The sequence below is a fragment of the uncultured Planktomarina sp. genome, assembly GCA_943788425.1.
Lineage (GTDB): Bacteria > Pseudomonadota > Alphaproteobacteria > Rhodobacterales > Rhodobacteraceae > Planktomarina.
The window spans coordinates 406,122-427,594 of sequence record CALSQF010000001.1; the positions used below are offsets into that span (position 1 = coordinate 406,122).

General features: G+C 54.7%; 25 protein-coding genes. 8 read left to right on the top strand and 17 right to left on the bottom strand.

The window, feature by feature from the left end; translation table 11 throughout:
* Positions 1 to 108 precede the first annotated feature (108 nt).
* A complete protein-coding gene (locus tag ABLW18_RS01985; RefSeq protein WP_347823205.1) occupies positions 109 to 540 on the top strand; it encodes a hypothetical protein in 432 nt (143 codons plus the stop codon).
* Here the strand turns inward: ABLW18_RS01985 and ABLW18_RS01990 are convergent.
* On the bottom strand, positions 524 to 706 hold the full coding sequence (locus tag ABLW18_RS01990) for a hypothetical protein (RefSeq protein WP_347823206.1): 183 nt from the start codon (positions 704 to 706) through the stop codon (positions 524 to 526). The genes ABLW18_RS01985 and ABLW18_RS01990 overlap by 17 nt on opposite strands.
* A gap of 213 nt (positions 707 to 919) precedes the next feature.
* Between ABLW18_RS01990 and ABLW18_RS01995 the strand changes: the two genes are divergently transcribed.
* From ABLW18_RS01995 to gyrA, 3 genes are all read left to right on the top strand, one after another.
* Positions 920 to 1,498: a YqaA family protein gene (locus ABLW18_RS01995; protein ID WP_347823207.1), complete on the top strand. Its 579-nt coding sequence runs from the start codon at positions 920 to 922 to the stop codon at positions 1,496 to 1,498.
* Positions 1,499 to 1,511: 13 nt separating this feature from the next.
* Positions 1,512 to 1,982: a disulfide bond formation protein B gene (locus ABLW18_RS02000; protein ID WP_347823208.1), complete on the top strand. Its 471-nt coding sequence runs from the start codon at positions 1,512 to 1,514 to the stop codon at positions 1,980 to 1,982.
* A gap of 223 nt (positions 1,983 to 2,205) precedes the next feature.
* The gene (gyrA, locus tag ABLW18_RS02005; protein WP_347823209.1) at positions 2,206 to 4,956 is read left to right on the top strand and encodes a DNA gyrase subunit A; all 2,751 of its coding nucleotides are present in this window, start codon (positions 2,206 to 2,208) and stop codon (positions 4,954 to 4,956) included.
* A gap of 449 nt (positions 4,957 to 5,405) precedes the next feature.
* Here the strand turns inward: gyrA and ABLW18_RS02010 are convergent, their stop codons facing one another.
* From ABLW18_RS02010 to ABLW18_RS02020, 3 genes are read right to left on the bottom strand one after another with little or no spacing between them, the layout of a single operon-like run.
* On the bottom strand, positions 5,406 to 6,887 hold the full coding sequence (locus ABLW18_RS02010) for a carboxypeptidase M32 (protein WP_347823210.1): 1,482 nt from the start codon (positions 6,885 to 6,887) through the stop codon (positions 5,406 to 5,408).
* On the bottom strand, positions 6,884 to 8,026 hold the full coding sequence (locus ABLW18_RS02015) for a COX15/CtaA family protein (protein ID WP_347823211.1): 1,143 nt from the start codon (positions 8,024 to 8,026) through the stop codon (positions 6,884 to 6,886). The genes ABLW18_RS02010 and ABLW18_RS02015 overlap by 4 nt, the downstream gene beginning before the upstream one ends.
* Positions 8,027 to 8,073: 47 nt before the next feature.
* Positions 8,074 to 8,820 carry an RNA methyltransferase gene (locus tag ABLW18_RS02020; RefSeq protein WP_347823212.1) on the bottom strand — a complete coding sequence of 249 codons (747 nt, stop codon included), beginning with the start codon at positions 8,818 to 8,820 and terminating at the stop codon, positions 8,074 to 8,076.
* A 102-nt stretch (positions 8,821 to 8,922) separates the two neighbouring features.
* On the opposite strand from ABLW18_RS02020, the gene ABLW18_RS02025 reads away from it, so the two are divergent.
* Entirely contained in the window at positions 8,923 to 9,546 is a 624-nt protein-coding gene (locus tag ABLW18_RS02025) for a thiamine phosphate synthase (protein ID WP_347823213.1), read from the top strand.
* A gap of 45 nt (positions 9,547 to 9,591) precedes the next feature.
* Here ABLW18_RS02025 and ABLW18_RS02030 read toward each other — a convergent pair whose 3' ends face one another.
* From ABLW18_RS02030 to ABLW18_RS02040, 3 genes are all read right to left on the bottom strand, one after another.
* On the bottom strand, positions 9,592 to 10,431 hold the full coding sequence (locus ABLW18_RS02030; protein WP_347823214.1) for a lysophospholipid acyltransferase family protein: 840 nt from the start codon (positions 10,429 to 10,431) through the stop codon (positions 9,592 to 9,594).
* The gene (locus tag ABLW18_RS02035; protein WP_347823215.1) at positions 10,428 to 11,201 is read right to left on the bottom strand and encodes a GNAT family N-acyltransferase; all 774 of its coding nucleotides are present in this window, start codon (positions 11,199 to 11,201) and stop codon (positions 10,428 to 10,430) included. Before ABLW18_RS02035 ends, ABLW18_RS02030 begins: the two co-directional genes overlap by 4 nt.
* A gap of 72 nt (positions 11,202 to 11,273) precedes the next feature.
* Entirely contained in the window at positions 11,274 to 11,450 is a 177-nt protein-coding gene (locus ABLW18_RS02040; protein WP_271536455.1) for a DUF3553 domain-containing protein, read from the bottom strand.
* 160 nt (positions 11,451 to 11,610) lie between these two features.
* On the opposite strand from ABLW18_RS02040, the gene ABLW18_RS02045 reads away from it, so the two are divergent.
* Both ABLW18_RS02045 and ABLW18_RS02050 read left to right on the top strand, forming a co-directional pair.
* Positions 11,611 to 11,781 (top strand): hypothetical protein, encoded by a 171-nt coding sequence (locus ABLW18_RS02045; RefSeq protein WP_347823216.1) that lies wholly within the window; start codon positions 11,611 to 11,613, stop codon positions 11,779 to 11,781.
* A gap of 8 nt (positions 11,782 to 11,789) precedes the next feature.
* Complete coding sequence (locus ABLW18_RS02050; protein WP_347823217.1) at positions 11,790 to 11,927, top strand: hypothetical protein; 138 nt, start codon at positions 11,790 to 11,792, stop codon at positions 11,925 to 11,927.
* 164 nt (positions 11,928 to 12,091) lie between these two features.
* Here ABLW18_RS02050 and ABLW18_RS02055 read toward each other — a convergent pair whose 3' ends face one another.
* The 10 genes from ABLW18_RS02055 to ABLW18_RS02100 form a co-directional block, all read right to left on the bottom strand.
* Positions 12,092 to 13,345 carry a glutamate-5-semialdehyde dehydrogenase gene (locus tag ABLW18_RS02055; RefSeq protein ID WP_347823218.1) on the bottom strand — a complete coding sequence of 418 codons (1,254 nt, stop codon included), beginning with the start codon at positions 13,343 to 13,345 and terminating at the stop codon, positions 12,092 to 12,094.
* 18 nt (positions 13,346 to 13,363) lie between these two features.
* Entirely contained in the window at positions 13,364 to 14,470 is a 1,107-nt protein-coding gene (gene proB / locus ABLW18_RS02060) for a glutamate 5-kinase (RefSeq protein ID WP_347823219.1), read from the bottom strand.
* Positions 14,458 to 15,486: a GTPase ObgE gene (gene obgE / locus ABLW18_RS02065; RefSeq protein WP_347823220.1), complete on the bottom strand. Its 1,029-nt coding sequence runs from the start codon at positions 15,484 to 15,486 to the stop codon at positions 14,458 to 14,460. Before obgE ends, proB begins: the two co-directional genes overlap by 13 nt.
* Positions 15,487 to 15,526: 40 nt before the next feature.
* Positions 15,527 to 16,006: a GNAT family N-acetyltransferase gene (locus ABLW18_RS02070; RefSeq protein ID WP_347823221.1), complete on the bottom strand. Its 480-nt coding sequence runs from the start codon at positions 16,004 to 16,006 to the stop codon at positions 15,527 to 15,529.
* Positions 16,007 to 16,033: 27 nt separating this feature from the next.
* Entirely contained in the window at positions 16,034 to 16,570 is a 537-nt protein-coding gene (locus ABLW18_RS02075; RefSeq protein WP_347823222.1) for a GNAT family N-acetyltransferase, read from the bottom strand.
* Positions 16,567 to 17,175: a LysE family translocator gene (locus ABLW18_RS02080; RefSeq protein ID WP_347823223.1), complete on the bottom strand. Its 609-nt coding sequence runs from the start codon at positions 17,173 to 17,175 to the stop codon at positions 16,567 to 16,569. Before ABLW18_RS02080 ends, ABLW18_RS02075 begins: the two co-directional genes overlap by 4 nt.
* A 115-nt stretch (positions 17,176 to 17,290) precedes the next feature.
* Positions 17,291 to 17,560, bottom strand: coding sequence for a 50S ribosomal protein L27 (rpmA, locus tag ABLW18_RS02085; protein WP_347823224.1), 270 nt, complete (start codon positions 17,558 to 17,560; stop codon positions 17,291 to 17,293).
* A gap of 6 nt (positions 17,561 to 17,566) precedes the next feature.
* A complete protein-coding gene (gene rplU / locus ABLW18_RS02090) occupies positions 17,567 to 18,157 on the bottom strand; it encodes a 50S ribosomal protein L21 (RefSeq protein ID WP_347823225.1) in 591 nt (196 codons plus the stop codon).
* A 167-nt stretch (positions 18,158 to 18,324) separates the two neighbouring features.
* Positions 18,325 to 19,140 (bottom strand): DUF2059 domain-containing protein, encoded by an 816-nt coding sequence (locus tag ABLW18_RS02095; RefSeq protein ID WP_347823226.1) that lies wholly within the window; start codon positions 19,138 to 19,140, stop codon positions 18,325 to 18,327.
* Between the two features lie 78 nt (positions 19,141 to 19,218).
* Entirely contained in the window at positions 19,219 to 20,511 is a 1,293-nt protein-coding gene (locus ABLW18_RS02100; protein ID WP_347823227.1) for an ATP-binding protein, read from the bottom strand.
* Positions 20,512 to 20,545: 34 nt separating this feature from the next.
* Between ABLW18_RS02100 and ABLW18_RS02105 the strand changes: the two genes are divergently transcribed.
* A complete protein-coding gene (locus ABLW18_RS02105) occupies positions 20,546 to 21,421 on the top strand; it encodes an MBL fold metallo-hydrolase (RefSeq protein ID WP_347823228.1) in 876 nt (291 codons plus the stop codon).
* Positions 21,422 to 21,473 lie beyond the last annotated feature (52 nt).

A 21,473-nucleotide genomic window follows, 5' to 3' on the forward strand; every position in this document is an offset into this window, starting at 1 on the left:
CCTGGCCCGTTCTGGATCGTCTCAGAATATCTTTGGCAGGCCATGAAGATATTTTACAAGGGACACTAATTTCTGGTAATTGAGCACAGGTTTAAAGAAGAGTTTAGAATGCGAAAAACCGTGTTCGTTGGAGCATTAGCCTTCGTGTTTGGCGGCGGAGCGGTGTTTATCTACCTGAGCCACAGCGCCCAATCGACTGCCTACGCCACAATGCGCGAAAGGCATCACGGCACATCTGGCACAACCCCCCAAGCTATGCGGCACGGGCATATGCATGATGAGAGCACCATGCCGGGCCTGCAAGGTAAGGACACGACCGAAACCGAAGTCGCCGATCTGCGAACGATTTTTCAACAGCATATGGACATCGAACGCCGTGTCACCAATCTTACCAATGTTATTTCTACAATTATCGTCTCCGAAAACCCTAAGGTGCGCGCGGCGATTGTCTCGCATGTATCAATGATGGTGACCCGGCTTGCGGAGGGCAGGAACCCGGAGGTGATCATCCAATCCCCCACCCTTACATGCGCTTTTTGACGTCCATGACGAGATTGAAACCGAGATCGAAGTGACCGGCACGGGTGTTATCATAGTTCAAACCTCCAGCAATCCCGAGTTCGTAAGGCTCTTGCAAACCCATGCCGCCGAAGTCAGCGATATGTCCGATAGAGGCATGGCCGCGGTGCATGAGCGAATATCTCATTGACCCGGCAAAACCTCGAAGAGAGGCGGTTTTCTTGTAAGAACCGGAACCAATGCCCAGTAAACCGTTTGTCTAGTGGTCATGATTGCACCAAACCTGAGACCGATGGCACGGCGGGCCGGCATAAAGCTGCCTTAGCAGCGGGACCTGGAAAATCCCCTATCCAACGCGGCCCATCCATGGCAAAAACCCGGAAATTGTTGTTGGGGTCACATGATACATCGCCTTTATACTTGGACCTTGTCGCTGGCTGAGCATCCTCGGGCGCTTTGCGCTTTGGCCATTGTCGCCTTCATAGAAAGCTCTTTCTTTCCGATCCCGCCGGATATCATGCTCATACCAATGATCCTAGCGGCGCGGAGCCAAGCGTTTCGCATTGCTTTAGTGGCGGTTGTGGCCTCGGTTGCGGGCGGGCTTTTTGGTTATGCAATTGGGGCCTTCGCCTTTGAAAGCCTCGGCCAGCCCATCTTGGCCTCATTGGGCAAGGAGAGCAGCATGGCCGCCTTTAATGATAAATTCAACGCCTATGGGACCTGGGCCGTGCTGATTGCCGGGGTGACGCCCTTCCCGTTCAAAGTGATCACGATCATGTCGGGTTGGACCGGAATGGCCTTGGTTCCCTTTGTGCTCAGCGCCTTGGTCGCGCGGGCCTTGCGGTTTTTTGCAGTCGCCCTTTTACTGTATTACTTCGGCCCACCTATCCGCCGCTTTATCGAAAGACATTTGGGCTTGGTCTTTACCGCTTTTATACTCATATTGAGCGCAGGCGTTTTTGCAGTCAGATACCTTTAAACGAGGCCGCGCTATGTTGTCACAATCATCCCGCCACCTGGCATATCTTGCAGCCGCAGGTTCGGGCGTGCTTCTGGCAGGTGCTTACCTTTTTCAGACACTCGGCTATGCGCCATGCCAGATGTGTTTTTGGCAAAGATACCCCCATGCGCTATCCATGGCGATCGGTGCGTTGCTTTGGTTCTGGCCAAACCGTTTTCTGGCCGGGCTTGGCGCAGCGGCTGCACTGACGACCGCCGGCATCGGCGCATTTCACGCCGGAGTTGAGCAAAAATGGTGGGACGGTCCCAGTTCCTGTACCGGTGATGGCGCCGGGTTAAGCGGGCTGTCAGGACAGGATCTCCTGGCAACCGACACCCTCGAAAAGCTTGTTATGTGCGACGAGATTTCGTGGAGCTTTGTGGGCCTATCTATGCCCGCTTGGAATGCTGTCTTTTCGGCTCTGCTCTGCGCAATCTGGATCACAGCGTTGCGGCGGCGATAACGCAGAGATTTCCGCACCAGGCGATTCTCAAATCACCCAGTGCCGCGGCAATTTTTAGGGATTTTTGAGACAAAATTGGACGGAAATCCGATGCGCTCGCAATAACTTCATCACAATATCTTACTCATCCAGCCGCAGGGGCTCTAAGCGTTTGCATCGCATATGTTTGGACAGTAATGTGTCAGACAACTAAATATGGGAATATCCCAGACAGGCGGCCAAAATGACAGATGAAACACTCCCCCCCGAGAGCAGCGAGACACCAGCTCCAACATCCTCCGCCTATGACGGCCCGGCGATCAGCATCACGCAGGAGATGAAAACCTCCTATCTTGACTATGCCATGAGCGTGATTGTCAGCCGTGCAATCCCGGATCTGCGCGATGGTCTCAAGCCCGTACACCGCCGGATTCTCTATGCTATGCATGAAACGAATAACACCCATGACAAGCCCTACCGAAAATCCTCGCGGCCGGTCGCAGAAGCTATGGGGAAATACCACCCCCATGGGGACGGCGCAATCTATGATGCTTTGGTGCGCATGGCGCAGGACTTCTCAATGTCTTTGGTGCTGTTGGACGGTCAGGGCAACTTTGGCTCAATGGATGGCGATAAGGCCGCCGCCTACCGCTACACCGAAGTGCGGATGGAAAAATCGGCACAAGCGCTTTTGGCGGATATCGACAAAGATACAGTTGATTTTCAGCTCAATTATGACGGCAAGGATACAGAGCCTACCGTTCTGCCGGCCCGCTATCCCAATATGCTGGTCAATGGGGCTGGCGGTATTGCAGTGGGCATGGCCACCAATATCCCGCCCCACAATCTCGGCGAGGTAGTTGATGCGACCTTGGCCTTGATCGAAGATCCTGATCTGACCTCAGAGCAGTTGATTGAGTATATCCCCGGTCCAGATTTTCCCACCGGCGGCGTAATGCTGGGCCGCTCAGGTGCCCGCAAAGCCTATCTCGAGGGCCGCGGTAGCGTGATAAACCGCGCAAAAACCCGCTTTGAAGAGCTGCGTAAAGATCGGTGGGCCATCATCATTGAGGAGATCCCCTATCAGGTCAACAAAGCCGTAATGATTGAGAAAATTGCCGCAGAAGTGCGTGAAAAGCGCATTGAAGGGGTGGCGCATGTGCAAGACGAATCTGATCGCAATGGCGTGCGCGTGGTTGTCGAGCTGAAACGCGATGCCACGGCGGAAGTGGTTTTGAACCAATTATTCCGCTACACGCCAATGCAGACCTCCTTTGGCTGTAACATGCTGGCTCTGAATGGTGGGCGCCCCGAACAGCTTACCCTGCGGCGCTTTTTGACCTGCTTTATAGATTTTCGCGAGGAAGTTGTGGCGCGCCGGACGGCCTTTGAGCTGCGCAAGGCGCGCGAGAGGAGCCATGTGTTATGCGGGCTTGCGGTGGCGGTGAGCAATGTGGATGAAATTGTTGCCACCATCCGCGCCTCAAGCGATGCCGCAGAGGCACGTCTCAAATTAATGGAGCGGCGCTGGCCTGCGGCGGAAATTTCCGATTATATCCGCCTGATCGACGATCCAACCCATACGATCAACGACGATGGCACCTACAATCTATCAGAGACGCAGGCGCGGGCTATTTTGGAGCTGCGTTTACAGCGGTTGACACAAATCGGTGTCAAAGAGGTCACCGACGAGCTGGCTGTTCTGGCCGCGAAGATCAAAGAGTATCTTGAAATTCTGTCTTCTCGCGAGCGGATCATGGGGATCATTTCCGATGAGCTGCGCGAGGTTAAAGACAATTTCGCCGTTCCGCGCCGCACGGAGATCATTGAATGGTCCGGTGATATGATGGACGAAGATTTGATTGAGCGTGAGGAAATGGTCGTTACAGTCACCGCCGGCGGCTATATCAAACGCACGGCCTTGGCCGATTTCCGGGCGCAAAAGCGCGGCGGCAAGGGGCTGCAGGGCATGTCGACCAAAGATGAAGATGTGGTCACCACACTCTTTGTGGCCAATACCCATACCCAGCTGTTGTTTTTCACAACCGATGGTATGGCCTATAAGATGAAGACCTGGCGGCTGCCGCTCGGAGGGCGCACGGCCAAGGGCAAGGCGATTGTCAATATCTTGCCCATTCCGACCGGCGTCTCTGTGGCTGCGATCATGCCGGTTGACCGTGATGAAGCCGAATGGGGCGATTTGCAAATCGTCTTTGCAACCACACAAGGCGATGTACGCCGCAACCGCCTGTCTGACTTCACCAATGTACGCTCAAATGGCAAGATCGCCATGAAATTGCCCGAAGGGGTGGAATTGGTCAACGCGCGGATCTGCAGCGAAGATGATGATGTTATGCTCACCACCAACAGTGGCCGAGCCATTCGCTTTGCCTCGAACGATCTGCGGGTGATGAACTCTCGCGCCTCAACCGGTGTGCGCGGTATTCGTCTCACTGGCGACGATATGGTTGTCTCCATGTCCGTTATTCGCCATTTTGAAGCCACACCCGAAGAGCGCGCCGCCTATCTGAAGATGCGCCGCGCTCTGGCGGGCGTGACCGATGCGGAGGCCGGTGAGGACGATGTTACAGCCGATCCGAACTTCTCGCAAGAACGCTATGAGGAAATGGCGGCGGTTGAAAATCTGATCCTGACCATTACCCGTGGCGGCTCTGGCAAGCTGTCGTCCAGCCATGATTACCCGGTGCGCGGGCGCGGCGGGATGGGCGTGGCCGCGATAGATAAGGCGATGCGCGGCGGTCCAGTGGTCGCCAGCTTCCCCGTTGAACTTGTCGATCAAATCATGCTAGTTACAAGCACAGGTCAATCAATCCGTTGCCCCATTGACGGCATTTCCTTCCGCTCCCGCAATGCCGGCGGCGTTCGGGTGTTCAATACAAGCAGCGATGAGCAAGTGGTCAGTGTCGCCTATATACCGGATCAAGGCGATGGCGAAGACGCGCCAGAGGAAAACACACCCGAGATCAACGCTTAAACCAGATATGTGACCGTGCAGGCAATTCTGTGCGGTCACTGTGTTATTTAACAAAATTCATATATATAAAGCTGCTTATATACATAGGTGTATATATACCTATACGGCAAAGCCAACCACAAAGCCCCACTCAGGCTCACCCTCGCCTTCTGATTGTGTAAACACTTTGTTAATAAATGTTTCATGTCTCAGGTCTAATGAGTGTTTAGCACCAAGTCGCAAGTAGCGAGTTCATTGTGGCACCAAAGTGCTTCAATTCGGCCCTTCGACGTAGCTAATTGATTATAAAATGTAAAGTAATGTGCAGATGCGGCGATTATGTATTTTAGAGGGTTTTCCAAGCATAATACGAGTGAGGGGATGCAACGGCGGCATCATGTTTGATCTGCCTTAGCATTGCATAAAGCACGGTCTCTTGGGTGAGGGACCGTGCTTTTTAATTTGCCGCATTACAAGCTAAGGTCGTAAAGATCTGAAAATTTATCCTGCAGATAGGCCAGTAAAGGCGCTTCACTCGGCACGGCGCCACAGGCCTGCGTGATTGTCTCACGCGGCAAGTTCAACGCTCCATGACGCTGCAAGCTCTCCTTCAGCCAGGCCGTCGCCTTACTCAAATCTCCAACCCGAAGCTGATCGTCCAAATCAGGATTAAGCGCCGTCATCCGCTCAAAAAGGCAGCCTGCGTAGACATTGCCAAGCGAATAGGTTGGGAAATATCCGAACAGACCCACAGACCAATGGACATCTTGCAAACACCCCTTCGAGGCACGCGGCACCTCATATCCAAAATCAGCCGCAAAGCGATCATTCCAAGCGCTCTGCAAATCTTGCACTTGCAAATCGCCCGCAATCATCGCGCGCTCCAGATCAAAGCGCAGCAACACATGCAAATTATATTGCACCTCATCGGCCTCAGTGCGGATAAAACCATTGCGTACCGAATTCACCGCTTTGTAAAATTCATCCGCGTTTTCAATGCCAAAATCACCAAAGCCCGCGCGCATTTTTCCAAAGAGAAACTCGGTAAAGGCGCGGCTGCGGCCCAATTGGTTTTCATAGATCCGCGACTGGCTTTCATGAACGCCCATAGAGGCACCCTGCCCTATGGCCGTCAGCGGATACTCTGGATCAACATTTTGCTCGTAACAGCCATGCCCCACCTCATGAATGGTGGAATAAAAGCAATTGAACGGATCGCTGGAGTCCGTGCGTGTGGTGATCCGGACATCCTGCCCTGATCCGGAGGAGAAGGGATGCACCGCCTTATCAATCCGCCCACAGTTCAAATCATAGCCAAAACACTGCGCCAATTCACTAGCGATCTGCAATTGCACAGTCTCATCAAAAAACCCTTGCAGTGATTTCGCCGGGGGTTTCTCTAAGATCTCACCACGCAGAGCCACCAATCCGGGGCGCAGTGCCCCAAACATCTGGTCGAGCTCAGAGGCTGTCGTGCCCGGCTCATAATCGGCCAACATGGCATCATAGACATCCCCGCCGGCCGCCAGCGCCTGCCCTTCTTCGCGTTTGAGCGCCAAAACCTCCTGCAAAACAGGAGCGAAAGCTGCAAAATCATCCCCCGCGCGTGCCGCCGCCCATTTGCCCTGCGCCATTGAGGTTGTGCTGGCGATGGCCTCTGCCAAATCGCTCGGCACTTTCACCGCGCGCTCATAAGCGGTTTTAATCTCGCGCAGCTGCGCCTGGGTCACCCGGTTAAAGGCCTGCCCGTCACAAGCCGCCAACCAATCGCCTACGCGCGGATCTGACCTGCGCGCATGCAGCACCCCTTCGAGCGCGGCCATCTCTTCGCCGCGTTGCGCAGATGACCCGCTGGGCATCATCGTTTCTTGATCCCACACCAAACGACCTGAAACCTGACCCAATGCCTGGGTTTGGCGATCAAAATGTAGAAGTTCCGTTAAAGCCGTCATGTGGTCCCCCGAACAGAAGTGGCAATCGGATAGCCCGCCAAAAATCGCGCTCGAAGCACCGCAAGCCACAAAAGCACTGCGGTAAACTGGTGCAAAATAGCCAGGTTCCAAGGAGATGAATGCATCACCGTCACGACACCTAAGATCATCTGAAACGTCAAAACAAGCCCGACAGTGCCAAAGGCGGCGCGGGTCACCTTATGGGCAGAGGCCTTGGCCCGCAAAGCCACAACAATGGCAAAGGCAAACAAGAGATAGGCGCTCATCCGATGAATAAACTGCACCAAGCCATCGTCCTCAAAGAAATTCCGCCACCAAGGCGACAGGCTGAACATATCGGGAGGTAAAAACCCACCAGCCATCAGCGGCCAATCGGTGTAATTGCGCCCAGCATCAATCCCAGCAACCAAGGCGCCCAGCAGCACTTGCAGCGCCACGAAATGCATCAAGCCGGTGGACATGCCAAACAGCTTGCGCTCCCGCGCGCGGCGCGCCTGCAGCAACTCCGCCTCAGAGCGGGAAAATATCTGCAAACTCCAGTAAATATACCCCAAAAGCGCAAAAGCCGCCCCGAGATGCGCCATAAGCCAATAGGAGGCCACATCAAGCCGCACACCATCCAGACCCGAATGGACCATCAGCCAGCCGATTAACCCTTGCAGACCGATAAAAGGTCCAATGGCAAAGAGAGACAGGCGCCGGGCCTTGGGCAGTTTGCCCGTGGAAAACAACAGCGCGTACCCAAGTGCCCAGGTCAGACCAATGAAACGCCCAAGCTGCCGGTGGCCCCATTCCCACCAAAAGATAACTTTGAACTCAGCCAAGCTCATCGCAGCATTTTGCACAGCAAATTCAGCGGTGGTTTGATAAGCGGCAAAGGCGGCCTGCCAGGCAGCGGCGCTCAAAGGCGGGATGGCACCCATAACCGGGTCCCATTCGGTGATCGACAGGCCACTGTCCGTCAGGCGCGTTAATCCGCCCACGGTGATCATAACAATGATCAAACCGACCAAGCTCCACAACCAAAGGCGCACCCAATGCCGATCTCCATTCCCTGCGCGCGCGATAGCACCCGCACTGGCGCTTGTGATCTTTGTATCGCTGCCAACCTCTTCAAAGATATTTCGCTTACTCGCCATGTTTAAGCCTTTCGTTTCATCTCAAGTTAGGGCTGAAAAATCCACGTTCAACCACGCTCTTTCCAACGGACCATTTGGCGCATGGTGCCATGCAGCATTTGCACATCGGCTTTGGTCAGCGGCATACGCGACCACAGGTTGCGCAGATGAACTTTCATACTGGCAGCCTTGGTTTCTGGAAAGAAAAAACCTGCTGTATCAAGTCTTTGCTCAAAATGTTCGGCCAATTTCTCGACTTCAAGCCCACTGGCCCATTCTGATTTTGTCACCTGAGCCGCAGGTTGCCCCACCTCGCCCACCTGCCTTTGCCACTCATAGCTGAGGAGTAACACACATTGCGCCAGATTGAGCGACGGGAAGTCAGGGTTCACGGGGACCGAGATAATCGCATTGGCGCGGATGATGTCATCATTTTCAAGACCCGCGCGCTCAGGGCCAAACATCACGGCCACCTTCTGTCCCGTACCAATCCGCCGTGCCGCTTCCGCCATCGCAAATTCTGGACTGTACACAGGTTTGGTCAAATCACGCGGCCGCGCGGTTGTGGCCATCACGAAGGTGGTATCGGCCAATGCCTCGGCCGTTGTGTCAAACAATCGTGCTTCATCGAGCAAACGCCCAGCTCCACTGGCCATCGCCACGGCCTTTTGGCTTGGCCAGCCGTCACGCGGGTCCACGATGCACATGTGATCGAGCCCAAAATTCCACATAGCCCGAGCGGCAGCGCCAATGTTTTCTCCCATTTGCGGGCGAATGAGGATGATTGCGGGTTGTTGCAGAGAATGACGTGTCATAGGGTCTCTTAGCGTTCACAGAGGCGCGCGACAAGCGGTGGTCAAAGCCAATTTGTCACGCTATAGCCCGTAGCAACACCCGTGCAATTTGGAGCCAATGCGATGAGCACTGAAGATTTGCCGCAGATCTACCTCGTCACCCCCAGTGTGATTGACCTGGAGCACTACCCCGATCAGCTGGCGCGTGTCTTAGATTCGGTCGAGGTCGCCTGCCTGCGTTTGGGCCTGGCCAGCAGTGACGAAGATCACATAGCGCGCACCGCAGATGCTCTGCGCGATGTCGCCCATGCGCGGGACATCATGCTGGTGATTGAAAGGCATGCGTTGTTGGTGGACCGTTTGGGTTTGGACGGGGTGCATCTGATGGACGGCGGGCGCAATCTGAGGCAATTGCGCAAGGATCTCGGCGAAGACGCAATCCTTGGCGCTTATTGCAACACCTCCCGCCATGATGGGCTGACCGCAGGGGAAGCTGGCGCCGATTATGTCAGCTTTGGCCCAGTGGCGGCCTCCGCTCTGGGTGATGGGGCGCAGGTGGATCCAGAGTTGTTGACTTGGTGGAGTGAAATGATTGAGGTGCCTGTGGTCGCAGAGGGTGGCCTGACGGTGGATTTAATCCGCAGCCTCTCCGATAAGGTAGATTTCTTTGCCATTGGCGCTGAGATTTGGACCCAGGACGATCCTTTGGCGCAGCTGCGTATGCTCGCCGCTGCCCTAAACGGCTAGGCCGCCCTGCAATCTACCAGCCGAGACCAGATTGACGCTTTGCCCTTAAGAGGTCGCATCCGCCCAAGGCAGGGCTGCGGCGACCTGCGCCTGTAAGTGCCGCGCCAAGGATTTGCGATCGGCAAAATCAATGGCCGCAACGGGTTCATGGTAGATCACCTGCACGGAGCCATGCCGCTTATATGCCAAAGACTGCAGCAAATGGCGCGCCAAGTCACTGTCTCCCCACCAGCCATAGAACCGCGGATCCTCACCTTCAGGGGCATGGAAGGCCAAAGTAATGGCCTGGATGCGCAAATCATCCGGCAGATCTGGCGTCAAAAAGGACTGAAACAGCGTGGGTTTAAATGGCAATACCCGCCGGCCGTCCGTCGAAGTGCCCTCTGGAAAAAACAGCAACCGATGCCCATGGCGCAAACGATGTTGCAACAGCTGCAAGTGCAGCTGCGCTTGCTTGCGGTCACGGGTTATAAATTGCGTACCGGTGGCGCGCGCCAACCAGCCAATCATAGGCCAATTTGCAACCTCTGACTTGGCCACAAAATAAATATCATCGAAGGCGTTCAGCGCGAAAATATCCAGCCAACTTGTGTGATTGGCCACCGCAACCGCGCTGCCCCGCATCGGCGTGCCGATCACCTCAAGGCGCATGCCCAGAACCCAAAATGCAAAACGGCAGACCGATTGTGTGATCTTTGGGGTCCAGGGCCGGGCCATTCCATAGACTGGCTTTTCCACCAAGCGCACCAGCAACAAAACGGCCAACCCGCCAAATGTGTAACCGCCCATCAATAGGCCGCGCCAAGCCACCCGCATCCAGCCCACAGCAGAAATTGGCACGGGATCGGGTTCGGTTTCAGACATCCAAGTTGGGAACTTCGTCATCCTGACCCTTTCAGGTAGATCGTTTTTTGCCGCGGGTTCATCGCCGGCACATCCAGCACCATGCAGACATCCACCGTATTGAACGCCGCATCTACATAGGCCCCCTCACCGACACAGCCTCCCAAGCGCAGATAAGCCTTAATCAAAGCTGGCATTGCGCGCAGCGCCGCCAGACGATCAATTTCAAAATTCCCCGAAGCGCCCAGCGGCACGGCGCCCGCTCCAATCGCTTTCGGGCGCAATGCAGCCTGCGCCAGATGCTCCCGGCCGAGCAAGGACAGTGGTGCGGTGAGCGCACAGAGATCAGTACCGGCAAAACTAGCCGTGCCAAAGAGGATTTCCGCACCCTGATGCGTCACATGCTGGGCCAAAGCTTGCCACAGATAAAACATCGCCACCCCTCCCCGGTAGGGCTTGCGCAGACAAGACCGGCCAAGCTCCATCATGGGCCGGCCGGTTTGCACCAGCGGCGCAAGATCGAATTCTGACGCCGTGTAAAACCCGCCTGCGGCCTCTGCGCCAGCTTGGGTCATCATACGGTAAACGCCTACAAGCTGCTCGGCCAAATCCGCGCCGCGGGCCCGGTCCAGCATCATCAAATGCTCAGAGTGGGCATCAAAAGCATCGGCTTCAATCTCGAGATAATGATTGACCGCCGGCCCGCTGGCGCCCAACTCCCGTACAAAAACATCATAGCGCAAACGCTGCACCGCCCAAAGATCTTCCGCGTCCTTGGCCAGCCGCACTTCAAATTCCGAAGGCATCAGCATCGCGGCGCACCCGCTTGGGACAGCTTGACAAAGATGATTATTTTAGCGTTACGTCTCAACATGTTATATTAATTAGTGTACTAAGATTAAAACAATACGAGACCCATCAATGACAACCTTTCCAGCTTCTGGAAAATTCACAGTGATGTGATTGTTGATGTTGGACTGCACCTGACCTATGCCCCAATCGGGCTGATTGGGGTGTTGCACGCGCTGACCGGGCTCTAAAAATGAATTTAAATTTTCCATGGACCCTCTTTTTCGAAGCCGTTATATGACAGAAAAACCCAATATAACAGCCCTTGTCGCAGCCCGCATGTGCCATATTTTGGCCAGTCCTATAGGTGCCATTTACAATGGCGTTGAGCTTGTGGAGTTGACAGGCAAAACCCTCGGCCAGGAGGGATAATTGGTCAAAGCCAGCGTCAACGCGGCCGTCGCAAAGCTAAAACTCTTCCGCATCGCCTTTGGTCAATTTAATGTGGATGAAATTTTAAATGCTACCGAGATTTCAGCCGTGCAAACAGCTTGGAATTCACCGGCCGTATTCACGTCGATTTTGTCCCCAAGCAATTACTGAAGACGGATATGAAAACCTGTCTTTTAATACTGCAATCTATCCAAGTCGCCATGCCGCAGGGGGCCAAAGTGGTGGTTAAAATTACAGAGTGGCGCCGGATCATCCATGCCATCGGTCCCAAGGTCACTTTTGATGACGCGCTATGATTCGCCCTCACGCAAGAGCAGATCGCGCCCGACATCCCCCCAAACATGTGCAATTTGCAATCTTAAAGGTGCTTGATTTGCCACTGCAACTCCATCGCAGCGCAATAGAAATGACTGTCAGTTTTTGACGGCGTCTTCGCCGCCGCGCTTGGGTGCACTTAGATTTAAGCGCGCACCGCGCCATCCCCACGCACCAAATATTTGAAACTTGTGAGCTGGGCCGCACCGACGGGGCCGCGTGCATGCATTTTTCCTGTCGCAATGCCAATTTCAGCACCCATGCCAAACTCTCCCCCATCGGCAAATTGCGTTGAGGCATTATTCATCAAAATTGCGCTGTCCAGCCGTTCAAAGAAACGGTCCACGGCGCGGCCATCTTCAGCCATGATACAATCTGTGTGATTGGAGCCATATCGGCGGATATGAGCAATCGCCTCATCGACATTGGCCACGGTTCTCGCCGCAATCTCCATGTCCAAGAATTCTTTGCCCCAGTGGTCAGCCTCAGCCGGTTGGGTGCCAGCAATCGCTTGTAGGGTTGTGTCCGCGTCAACCACAACTCCTTTGTCCATCAAAGCCTGGATCACCTCCGAGCCCCAGCTGGCGGCGATATGGTCATGCATAAGCAAACATTCAGCCGCGCCGCAAATTCCCGTGCGGCGGGTCTTTGCATTGAGCACTACATCCAGGGTTTTTTGCCGATCCGCTGACGCATCTATATAGATATGCACAATACCTTCCAAATGCGAAAAGACCGGCACCCGGGCCTCACGCTGCACCAATCCCACAAGCCCTTTGCCCCCGCGCGGCACAATCACATCGATCGTATCGACCATAGTGAGCATTTCGCTCACCGCAGCCCGATCACGGGTCGGCACCAATTGAATGGTCGCCTCGGGCAAACCTGCGGCAACCACCCCTTTGACCAGGGCCTTATGGATGGCGGTGGACGAATGAAACCCTTCCGATCCCCCGCGCAGAATGACAGCATTGCCAGCCTTAAGGCAGAGGGCGCCTGCATCCGCAGTCACATTGGGGCGGCTTTCATAGATCACACCGATGACACCCAAGGGCGTGCGCACACGCTTAATTTGCAGCCCATTGGGGCGTTGCCACTCTTCAAGCACCTGCCCCACAGGGTCTTCCTGCTCAGCCACCGCGCGCAGCCCATCGACCATGTTGCGAATGCGGTCTTCATCAAGCATCAAACGGTCCAGCATAGCCACCGAAAGACCTTTTTCGCGGCCGTAATCCATATCGAGCGCGTTGGCCTCTATGATATCGGCCTTTGCGGCCCAAACATATTCAGCCGCCCCAATCAGGGCCGCATGTTTCCGCTCAGCGGTGGCAAATCCAAGTTCTGCCGCGGCGGCCTTTGCGGCGATCCCAATCTGTTTAAGAGTTGCCTTCACATCCATCATCGTCTCCCAACAGTCTTATAGGACCATGTCATCGCGGTGAATAAGCGCCCCACGGCTGGCGTAACCCAATTTTTCTTCAATTTCGCTCGTGCGACAACCCAGAATTTTTTGCGCTTCCGCGCTGTCAAACCCCACCAAGCCACATCCCAGATCTCGTCCATCCTCAGCCAATATCCGTACCAGCTCACCACGAGCGAAATCGCCGGAGATCTCTGTCACCCCAGCCGGCAATAGGCTTTTGCCTGCCATTAGCGCCTTTAAAGCGCCTGCATCCACGTGCAGCGCACCTTGCGGCTTAAGTGATGAAATCCATTTCTTGCGCGCGGTCTTTGGATCCACCGATGGCAGAAACCATGTTGAATTTCTACAAGTTTCAATATATTTCAGCGGATAATGAGGTGAACCTAAAGTTATAACCATTGCACATCCCGCGCCCATGGCCATCTTGGCCGCCATCAGTTTGGTCTTCATCCCGCCCTTCGACAAGCCGGACCCTGCGTCCCCAGCCATACGCTCAATCTCTGGGGTCACCTCGGTGATGGTGTCAAACCGAATGGCGGCTGCGTCCTCATTGGGATTGGCCGAATAAAAACCATCCACGTCAGACAGCAGTACAAGATGATCGGCCCCAACCGTCACCGCGATTTGTGCCGCCAAGCGATCATTGTCGCCATAGCGAATTTCATCTGTCGCCACGGTGTCATTCTCATTCACAATCGGCACCACGCCGAATCGCAACAACTGCGCCAAAGTGGCGCGTGAATTCAGATAGCGTCGGCGATCCGCGCTGTCTTCCAAAGTCACCAAAACCTGCGCCGCGATCACCCCATGCGGAGCCAAATGCTGCTCATAAGCCCGCGCCAGTTGAATTTGCCCGACGGCCGCGGCCGCCTGGCTTTGCTCCAGTGTTAACTCTGCCGCACCAAGCCCGAGAACCGAGCGGCCCAGAGCAATGGAACCAGAGGAGACAATGACAACATCCACACCTTTTGCGCGAAAGCCAGCCACATCCTCAGCCAAAGAGGCCAGCCAATCTTGCCGCAAGGTGCCGCTGCTGCGCTCCACCAAAAGCGCCGAGCCGATCTTAACTACGATACGGTTGGCCTCAGTTAGGGCTGCCATTTCGGCGCCTCCCAATCCTGCGCGTGGACATGCTTAATCTGCTTCACCAGACTGCGCAAAACATCCGCTGTCCCCTCGCCCGTGCCGCCAGACATGGCTAGAATCGGCTGGCCACCCGTGGCACTGCGCAGCGCCCCAAGCCCAAAGCTCAGATCATCTTCATCCAATTTATCAATCTTGTTGAGCACAGTCACGCGCGGCTTGTCCACCAAACCGCCACCATAGGCTTCAAGTTCCTGCATCACCGAGTGGTAATCCTGGCCAATACTTTCCGAGGTGCCATCAATGATATGCAACAAAACCGAACAACGTTCGATATGACCCAAGAACCTGTCGCCAATGCCCCGACCCTCATGCGCGCCTTCAATCAGACCCGGAATATCCGCAATTACGAATTGGTCATCATCCACCTGCGCCACCCCGAGGCTCGGGTAGAGTGTGGTAAAAGCGTAATCCGCGATTTTAGGAGACGCATTCGTCGTCTCGCCTAAAAAGGTAGATTTCCCTGCATTTGGAAGACCCAAAAGCCCCACATCTGCAATCAGTTTGAGATTCAACCAGATTTCCCGCTCGACCCCCGCAAGCCCAGCATTGGCGCGGCGTGGGGCTTGGTTTGTGGATGATTTAAAATAGAGATTGCCAAAACCTCCATTACCCCCCTTGGCGATCACAACTTTTTGACCGACCTTTGTCAAATCAAACAAAATAGTTTCACCATCTTCATCCATGATCTGAGTGCCAACGGGCACTTTCAGGGTGATGTCATCACCATCTTTGCCCGTGCGCTGCCGCCCCATACCGTGCTGGCCATTCTTGGCAAAGAAATGCTGCTGGTAGCGAAAATCGATCAACGTGTTCAGACCGGCCACGGCCTCAACAATCACGTCGCCACCGCGGCCACCATTGCCGCCATCGGGGCCGCCAAATTCAACGTATTTCTCCCGGCGAAATGACACAGCCCCGCCGCCGCCGCTGCCAGACCTGATGGTAACCTTCGCCAAATCGAGAAATTGCATAACACCGCCTTTAAATCATCTAGCCTTAGCCGATAGAGGGTTACGGGCGCAGGCTCAAGCCTTGCCTGCAATTTCCCCACCCCCTTACCAAATTCTTGATCCCCAGCTTGCGCAAAACGGCGCCACCGGCCGCACAGTCGTCAAAATGATCCGCCCCAACCTCACAAAGATCGAATTTTCGCATAAAATAGTCTAAAAACACGCCCATGGCCTCGGAAGCATATCCCAGGCCCCAGTGCCGCGGATCAATGAAATAGGCAAAATTGCACGGGGTGTGCTGCGAATTTGGACCAATCCCTGCCACACCGATCACACCCCGCTGAACCATCACAATCGCCGCACAAAAGCGCGGCGTGCCGCGGTACGTCCGCGCAGTGAGCCAAGCCTGCACTGCCGCCTTAGGCAAGGGCGTACGGATCGAGGCCAGCATCAGCGCCACCGATGGATGACCGCCAATCCGCTGAATCGCAGGCCAGTCTTCCAGAACCAAAGGACATAGAAGTAAGCGTTTGGTCCTCACCTCGAAATGGCCTTCGCCCACTATATCTCAGTCCATCGACCTAAGATATGTCCAGGTGGCAACGGTGGTTTTACGGGCCACACAAAAGGATTCTGCATCGCCAAGATAGGAAAATCCCATATCGGTTAGCACCCGCGCTGAGCGCGCATTGTCTTGAAAGACTTCGGCAAATAGAGTTTTGCTTTCCTGCGGATTGGCTTGGATCAGTGTCTCCACCGCTTCACGCGCCAGTCCAATGCTCCAAAAAGCAGGGGCCAACCAATAGCCCAGCTCGCCTTGCCGACGATCAAGCCGTTTAAGCCCAATAATCCCGAAAACCTCCGCCAAATCAGATTTACTACCATCAAGAACCCAAACATCCTCGACGCGCGCGGGATTCTGCGCTTGCTCTATAAAGGCATCAATGGCGCCGGACGGTAGGGGATGAGGGATGGAGCGCGTGGGGCCGGACACGCGAATATCGCCCGCGTATAGTCCAATTAGCCCCGCATCAGATTTGCGGATTGGGCGCAGGGAGAGGCGCGCGCTTTCAAAGGTATACTGGGTCCGGATCGGCGATATCATGACCCAATTCCGCCACCAAACAGGGCATAAAATACCGTGGCTACAGTCAAAAATGACAGCAGAAGAAACACAAACCGCTCTGCGCGGGTGCCTTGTATCGTGACGGCAATCAGCTGCCCTGCCCCGGCCCAAATGGGATGGAGAAGCATCTGGCACGCCAGCAACACCGCCGCGATGCTCACTGTCGCCGTAAATGTCGTGGCGCTAGGGGTCACAAAACTGGTGAATGCCGCCGTAATCATGCCCCACGCTTTCGGATTAAGAGGATGTACGATCAAACCGGCCAAAAACCCTGGTGGTGGCCCATCCGTCTGATCAGCTTTGAGCCGCATATTGGCCACGCGCCAGGCCAAATAAACAATATAGGCCGCCGAGAGATATTTCATCGCCAAAAATACCCCAGGTGCCGATTGCGCCAGTTGCATTAAGCCAAAGCCCAACGGCCAGATGATCAGCTGTTTTCCCACAACAACACCAGCCACAAAAGGCAAAGCCCGCCGCAACCCATAGCCAGCCCCAGTCGCCAAAAGCGCCATATTCGCCGGTCCTGGCGTGCCAATTTGCGACAGGGCAAACAGGGTTAATGCAATGAGTTCAACAGGCATTGTTGGGCTCCAAACTTGGCCATGCAGCACAGCGCGCAAAGCACTTTAGGGAATACGAAAAAAGGGACCGGCCTTTCAGCCGATCCCTTAAATAGATAAACTTGAAAGGTTCGGCTTATTCAGCGGCTTCCGCGGCTGGCACTACTGAGATAAACTGACGTCTTTTGAGACCTTTGTGGAACTTTACATTGCCCTCAACAGTTGCAAAGATGGTGTGATCTTTGCCCATGCCAACACCTTCACCCGGCCAAAACTTCGTGCCGCGCTGGCGCACAATGATATTGCCTGGAATTGCGTCCTGACCACCATAGAGTTTTACACCTAAGCGACGTCCCGCTGAGTCGCGACCGTTACGGGATGAACCACCTGCTTTTTTATGTGCCATCTGTGATTACTCCTTATCAGCTGCTGGTTTTTTCGCCGCTGGCTTCTTAGCCACTGGCTTTTTAGCAGCTGCTGTTTTCGCTGCAGGCTTTTCAGCAGACACTTTCGCTGCCGCTGGCTTTTTTGCGGTTGCTGGCTTTTTCGCGGCTGCAGATTTTTTCGCAGCGGCAGGTTTTGCCGAGGCTTTTTTGGCTGATGGCTTTTTCTCTGCCGGAGCGGCTTCAACCACCGGGGTCGCCACATAGGGCACTGAGCCCGCGCCTATTGCGGCTTTCACGCCGGATTTGTCAGCGCCTTTTTCCAAGATGTCTTTGATCCGCACCAAAGTCAGCTTCTGGCGGTGGCCTTTTGTGCGCTTGGAAGAGTGCTTCCGACGGCGCTTTACGAAGTTGATTGTTTTTGGACCTTTGATTTGGTCGATGACTTCGGCTTGAACACCAGCGCCAGCGATCATCGGTGCACCGACTGTGCTGCCAACCATCAAAACTTCGTTGAATTGAATCATCTCGCCAGCATCAGCTGCCAGCTTTTCGACGCGCAGAACATCACCGGATTGTACCCGATATTGCTTGCCGCCGGTTTTCATTACCGCAAACATTTGCGTTTCCTTTGTTTTTTCGCGCCTTTCGGTCCCCGCTTGGGTGTTTTGGCCAAGGCCACCTCAGACAGCGCGCCTGCATGTACAGACGTACTACACTAAAATGCGACCCACTCTGGCCCGCATTCCGCGCTTATTCATGGGATTGGCTTTGAAGTCAAGCCTCTTCACAGCTCTTGAGTTGGCGTTAAGTTTACCATCTCGAGAGCCATGCGTTCAAAACGATCTGCCATAATGGTGAAGTGAATTGCATTCATCAACTCATAGACTTCCATCATCTGTGGCATCGCCAGAGCATCACGATAAATTTCCATTTCACGGTCTGTGAAATCACGGTAGGTAAAGGCATTGGCGATAATCAAATTGTCTGTCATGGTCTGGCGCACCTCATCGTCTTGCTGGGCCAACATGGCTCTAAGATCCACCTCATCAAACCGCTGGTCAATCAGGCCGGCCAAGGAGGCGGCCATCAAGAATCGCACCTGCACCTCCCGATAGGCTTTTATGGTCGCGCCCACATATCCAATGCTCTCGGCCATATCGAAAAAATACTGCGGCTGCGGCGATCCACGCGCGGTCAGCGCCTGCGCCAAACGCGCGCCCTCAACCTCGCGATCTTCGAACTCCAGGGCATGGCTTTCGTTTTCAGCAGTCACAAGTTTCTGTCCAAGGTCTGAGCCGTAAAACCCCGTGGCATGGGCCAAAACATCCTCTGTCAGGGCCTTGTCCAAAATCTCCAAAGCATCGCTTTTTAAAGCCTCCGGCTCAAAGATACGATCAGCAAGCCGTGACCAGCTGAGGCCAAAGTCATCCGCATCAAGGCCCAACATCGTCGGCGCATCCCGCGCAGACAGGCGCATGGATTCAAGCGCCGCATCAAAACCAGTCACTGCCATAAATTCAGTAATCTGCGCGCGGTCTGCCGCTTTTGCCGGCATCACCGCCCAAAACAGCAGTGCTATCGCAAGTAATATTTTACGCATGGCCATCACAACTTTGCCCCTATGAGTTTCAATAGTATCTATAACCAAGCCTAAAAATTTCAACTAAAGATCAAAACATCACAGCGGTAGACGGATATCCGCCGATAATCCGCCGAGTTTCACACTATCACTCAAGACCAGCTGCCCCCCATGCAACCGCGCAACATCCGCAGCGATGGCCAGACCCAGTCCAACACCGCCACCTTGATTTTGCCCCCGCGCCACCTCAAGCCGCACAAAGGGCTTGGCTGCCGCGTCGCGCTGCGCCTCCGGAATGCCGGGCCCATCGTCGTGCACACAGATCCGCACGCCCGACTCCTCGAAATGAAGCGTCAAAATACTCTCGGAGCCATAGCGGCCTGCATTAACCAAAAGATTCTCAATCGCCCGTCCAATCGGCACCGGCCGCAGAGCACAGAGCCGCGGCACGCCGGCCAGCTCAAAACGCGCCGGAGGTGTCATCCGCTCAGCCAGCTGTGCGCCAAGCGCCAAAAGATCCACATCCTCCACCGGATCGGCCGCCAAATCGCGCGCATAATTCAAAAAAGAATCCACCATCATCTGCATCGCAGAGACATCTTTCTTTAAATCCTCAACCTCTGGCCCCTCCATGAGCTCCAAAGCCAGTTGCAAGCGCGTGATGGGGGTGCGCAAATCGTGGCTCACGCCGCTAAGCATCATGGTCCGCTGCTCAATTTGCCGTTCAATCCGGTCTCGCATATCTAAAAATGCCTGCCCCGCAGCCCGCACCTCCAGCGCTCCAGCCGGGCTAAGCGCCACCCGTTGGCCCCGCCCAAAAGCAGCCGAGGCCACCGAAAGCCGCTTAATCGGCCGCAATTGATTGCGCAAAAACATATAGGCAATCAACGTCATGAAAATGCCCGTAAAAACCATCAAAACGAGCACTTGATGCGGATTTGACGCGGAGACCCGATCGCGACTAACTGTCAGCTTTATGGGCCCCTTTGCGGTCATAAGCCCAAGTGCAACAAAATCCAAATCCGACAGATCAATCTCTCTAAGCCCATCAAGTCGGCTGCGCATCAACGGCATGATGGTGCGTCCAGAGATATCATAAAATACCATGCGATTGCCGCTTGGCACCCCGTCCCAAGAGCGCAGTTCGATCTTCAGTTCTTCCGCAAAGCCCTCTTGCACCTCGGAAACGGACTGCCTCTCAAGCTCGCGCAGCACCAACTCGACCTCCAGTAAAAGGTTATTTGTCATTTGTGCCGTGACATCTTCAAAATGTCGTTGCACAAAGACAGCAGCAACGGCCAATTGCAATGTCAGCATCGGCAAGAGCAAAATCGCCGCAGCACGGCCATAAAGTGTTCGGGGGGCGAATTGTTTTAAAAAGCGGCCTATCATGGGTGCAGCTTATCAACACGAGAGAGCAGAAGGAATGGCAGAAACACCGGTCCCCAAAATCCGCCGTATTTTGGCACCCAACCCGTCTCCCATGACACATACCGGCACCAATACCTATTTGCTTGGGCTGCACGACATAGCCGTGATTGATCCCGGCCCAGATCACAACGCACATTTTGCCGCTATTTTGGCGGCCGTTAGCCCGTCTCAAAAGATTACAAAAATTTTGGTGACCCACTCGCATCTTGACCACGCCCCCTTAGCGCGGCGCCTCAGCACCCATTGCGGCGCGCCGATCTATGCCTATGGGGACAGCGGCGCGGGACGCAGCGCGCAGATGATCGCCCTAAGTGAGGCTGGCACGATTGGAGGTGGTGAAGGTGTCGATTATGATTTCCAACCCGATATCACCCTAAAAGATGGCGCCGTTGTGGACCATGAAGGACAAGAGCTTATCGCAATTTGGACGCCTGGTCACTTCGGCAATCACATGGCCTTTTCCTGGAACGGAGCACTCTTCAGTGGGGATCACGTTATGGCCTGGGCAAGTACGATGATATCGCCACCCGATGGTGACCTCGGTGCCTTCCGCCGCAGCTGTACCCAGCTGCAACAGCGCCGCGAAAGGCTCTACCTGCCCGGCCATGGCGATGCGATAGACGATGGCCCTGCCCGGCTGCATTGGCTTTTGGCGCATAGGCAGGACCGAGAATCGCAAATCATCTACCATTTGCAAGGTCAGCCCAATACCGCACAACGCTTGGTCGAAGCGATCTACACCGACATCGATCCCCGCCTCATTCACGCCGCAACACGCAATGTTTTGGCGCATTTGATCGACCTATGTGAGCGCAATTTAGCCACCTGTCAGGGACCAATTGACCTTCAGGCAAAATATTCTGTGATCTGAGGCGATTTTCGAATTTTTGGGCTAGACCTCCCAAACTCGCCCCGATATATGC

Excerpts from the sequence above, each read along its gene's own strand:
- ABLW18_RS01985 (WP_347823205.1), top strand. The coding sequence starts at position 109 with ATGCGAAAAACCGTGTTCGTTGGAGCATTAGCCTTCGTGTTTGGCGGC.
- ABLW18_RS01990 (WP_347823206.1), bottom strand. The coding sequence starts at position 706 with ATGAGATATTCGCTCATGCACCGCGGCCATGCCTCTATCGGACATATC.
- ABLW18_RS01995 (WP_347823207.1), top strand. The coding sequence starts at position 920 with ATGATACATCGCCTTTATACTTGGACCTTGTCGCTGGCTGAGCATCCT.
- ABLW18_RS02000 (WP_347823208.1), top strand. The coding sequence starts at position 1,512 with ATGTTGTCACAATCATCCCGCCACCTGGCATATCTTGCAGCCGCAGGT.
- gyrA (WP_347823209.1), top strand. The coding sequence starts at position 2,206 with ATGACAGATGAAACACTCCCCCCCGAGAGCAGCGAGACACCAGCTCCA.
- ABLW18_RS02010 (WP_347823210.1), bottom strand. The coding sequence starts at position 6,887 with ATGACGGCTTTAACGGAACTTCTACATTTTGATCGCCAAACCCAGGCA.
- ABLW18_RS02015 (WP_347823211.1), bottom strand. The coding sequence starts at position 8,026 with ATGGCGAGTAAGCGAAATATCTTTGAAGAGGTTGGCAGCGATACAAAG.
- ABLW18_RS02020 (WP_347823212.1), bottom strand. The coding sequence starts at position 8,820 with ATGACACGTCATTCTCTGCAACAACCCGCAATCATCCTCATTCGCCCG.
- ABLW18_RS02025 (WP_347823213.1), top strand. The coding sequence starts at position 8,923 with ATGAGCACTGAAGATTTGCCGCAGATCTACCTCGTCACCCCCAGTGTG.
- ABLW18_RS02030 (WP_347823214.1), bottom strand. The coding sequence starts at position 10,431 with ATGACGAAGTTCCCAACTTGGATGTCTGAAACCGAACCCGATCCCGTG.
- ABLW18_RS02035 (WP_347823215.1), bottom strand. The coding sequence starts at position 11,201 with ATGCTGATGCCTTCGGAATTTGAAGTGCGGCTGGCCAAGGACGCGGAA.
- ABLW18_RS02040 (WP_271536455.1), bottom strand. The coding sequence starts at position 11,450 with ATGGAAAATTTAAATTCATTTTTAGAGCCCGGTCAGCGCGTGCAACAC.
- ABLW18_RS02050 (WP_347823217.1), top strand. The coding sequence starts at position 11,790 with ATGAAAACCTGTCTTTTAATACTGCAATCTATCCAAGTCGCCATGCCG.
- ABLW18_RS02055 (WP_347823218.1), bottom strand. The coding sequence starts at position 13,345 with ATGGATGTGAAGGCAACTCTTAAACAGATTGGGATCGCCGCAAAGGCC.
- proB (WP_347823219.1), bottom strand. The coding sequence starts at position 14,470 with ATGGCAGCCCTAACTGAGGCCAACCGTATCGTAGTTAAGATCGGCTCG.
- obgE (WP_347823220.1), bottom strand. The coding sequence starts at position 15,486 with ATGCAATTTCTCGATTTGGCGAAGGTTACCATCAGGTCTGGCAGCGGC.
- ABLW18_RS02075 (WP_347823222.1), bottom strand. The coding sequence starts at position 16,570 with ATGATATCGCCGATCCGGACCCAGTATACCTTTGAAAGCGCGCGCCTC.
- ABLW18_RS02080 (WP_347823223.1), bottom strand. The coding sequence starts at position 17,175 with ATGCCTGTTGAACTCATTGCATTAACCCTGTTTGCCCTGTCGCAAATT.
- rpmA (WP_347823224.1), bottom strand. The coding sequence starts at position 17,560 with ATGGCACATAAAAAAGCAGGTGGTTCATCCCGTAACGGTCGCGACTCA.
- rplU (WP_347823225.1), bottom strand. The coding sequence starts at position 18,157 with ATGTTTGCGGTAATGAAAACCGGCGGCAAGCAATATCGGGTACAATCC.
- ABLW18_RS02095 (WP_347823226.1), bottom strand. The coding sequence starts at position 19,140 with ATGCGTAAAATATTACTTGCGATAGCACTGCTGTTTTGGGCGGTGATG.
- ABLW18_RS02100 (WP_347823227.1), bottom strand. The coding sequence starts at position 20,511 with ATGATAGGCCGCTTTTTAAAACAATTCGCCCCCCGAACACTTTATGGC.
- ABLW18_RS02105 (WP_347823228.1), top strand. The coding sequence starts at position 20,546 with ATGGCAGAAACACCGGTCCCCAAAATCCGCCGTATTTTGGCACCCAAC.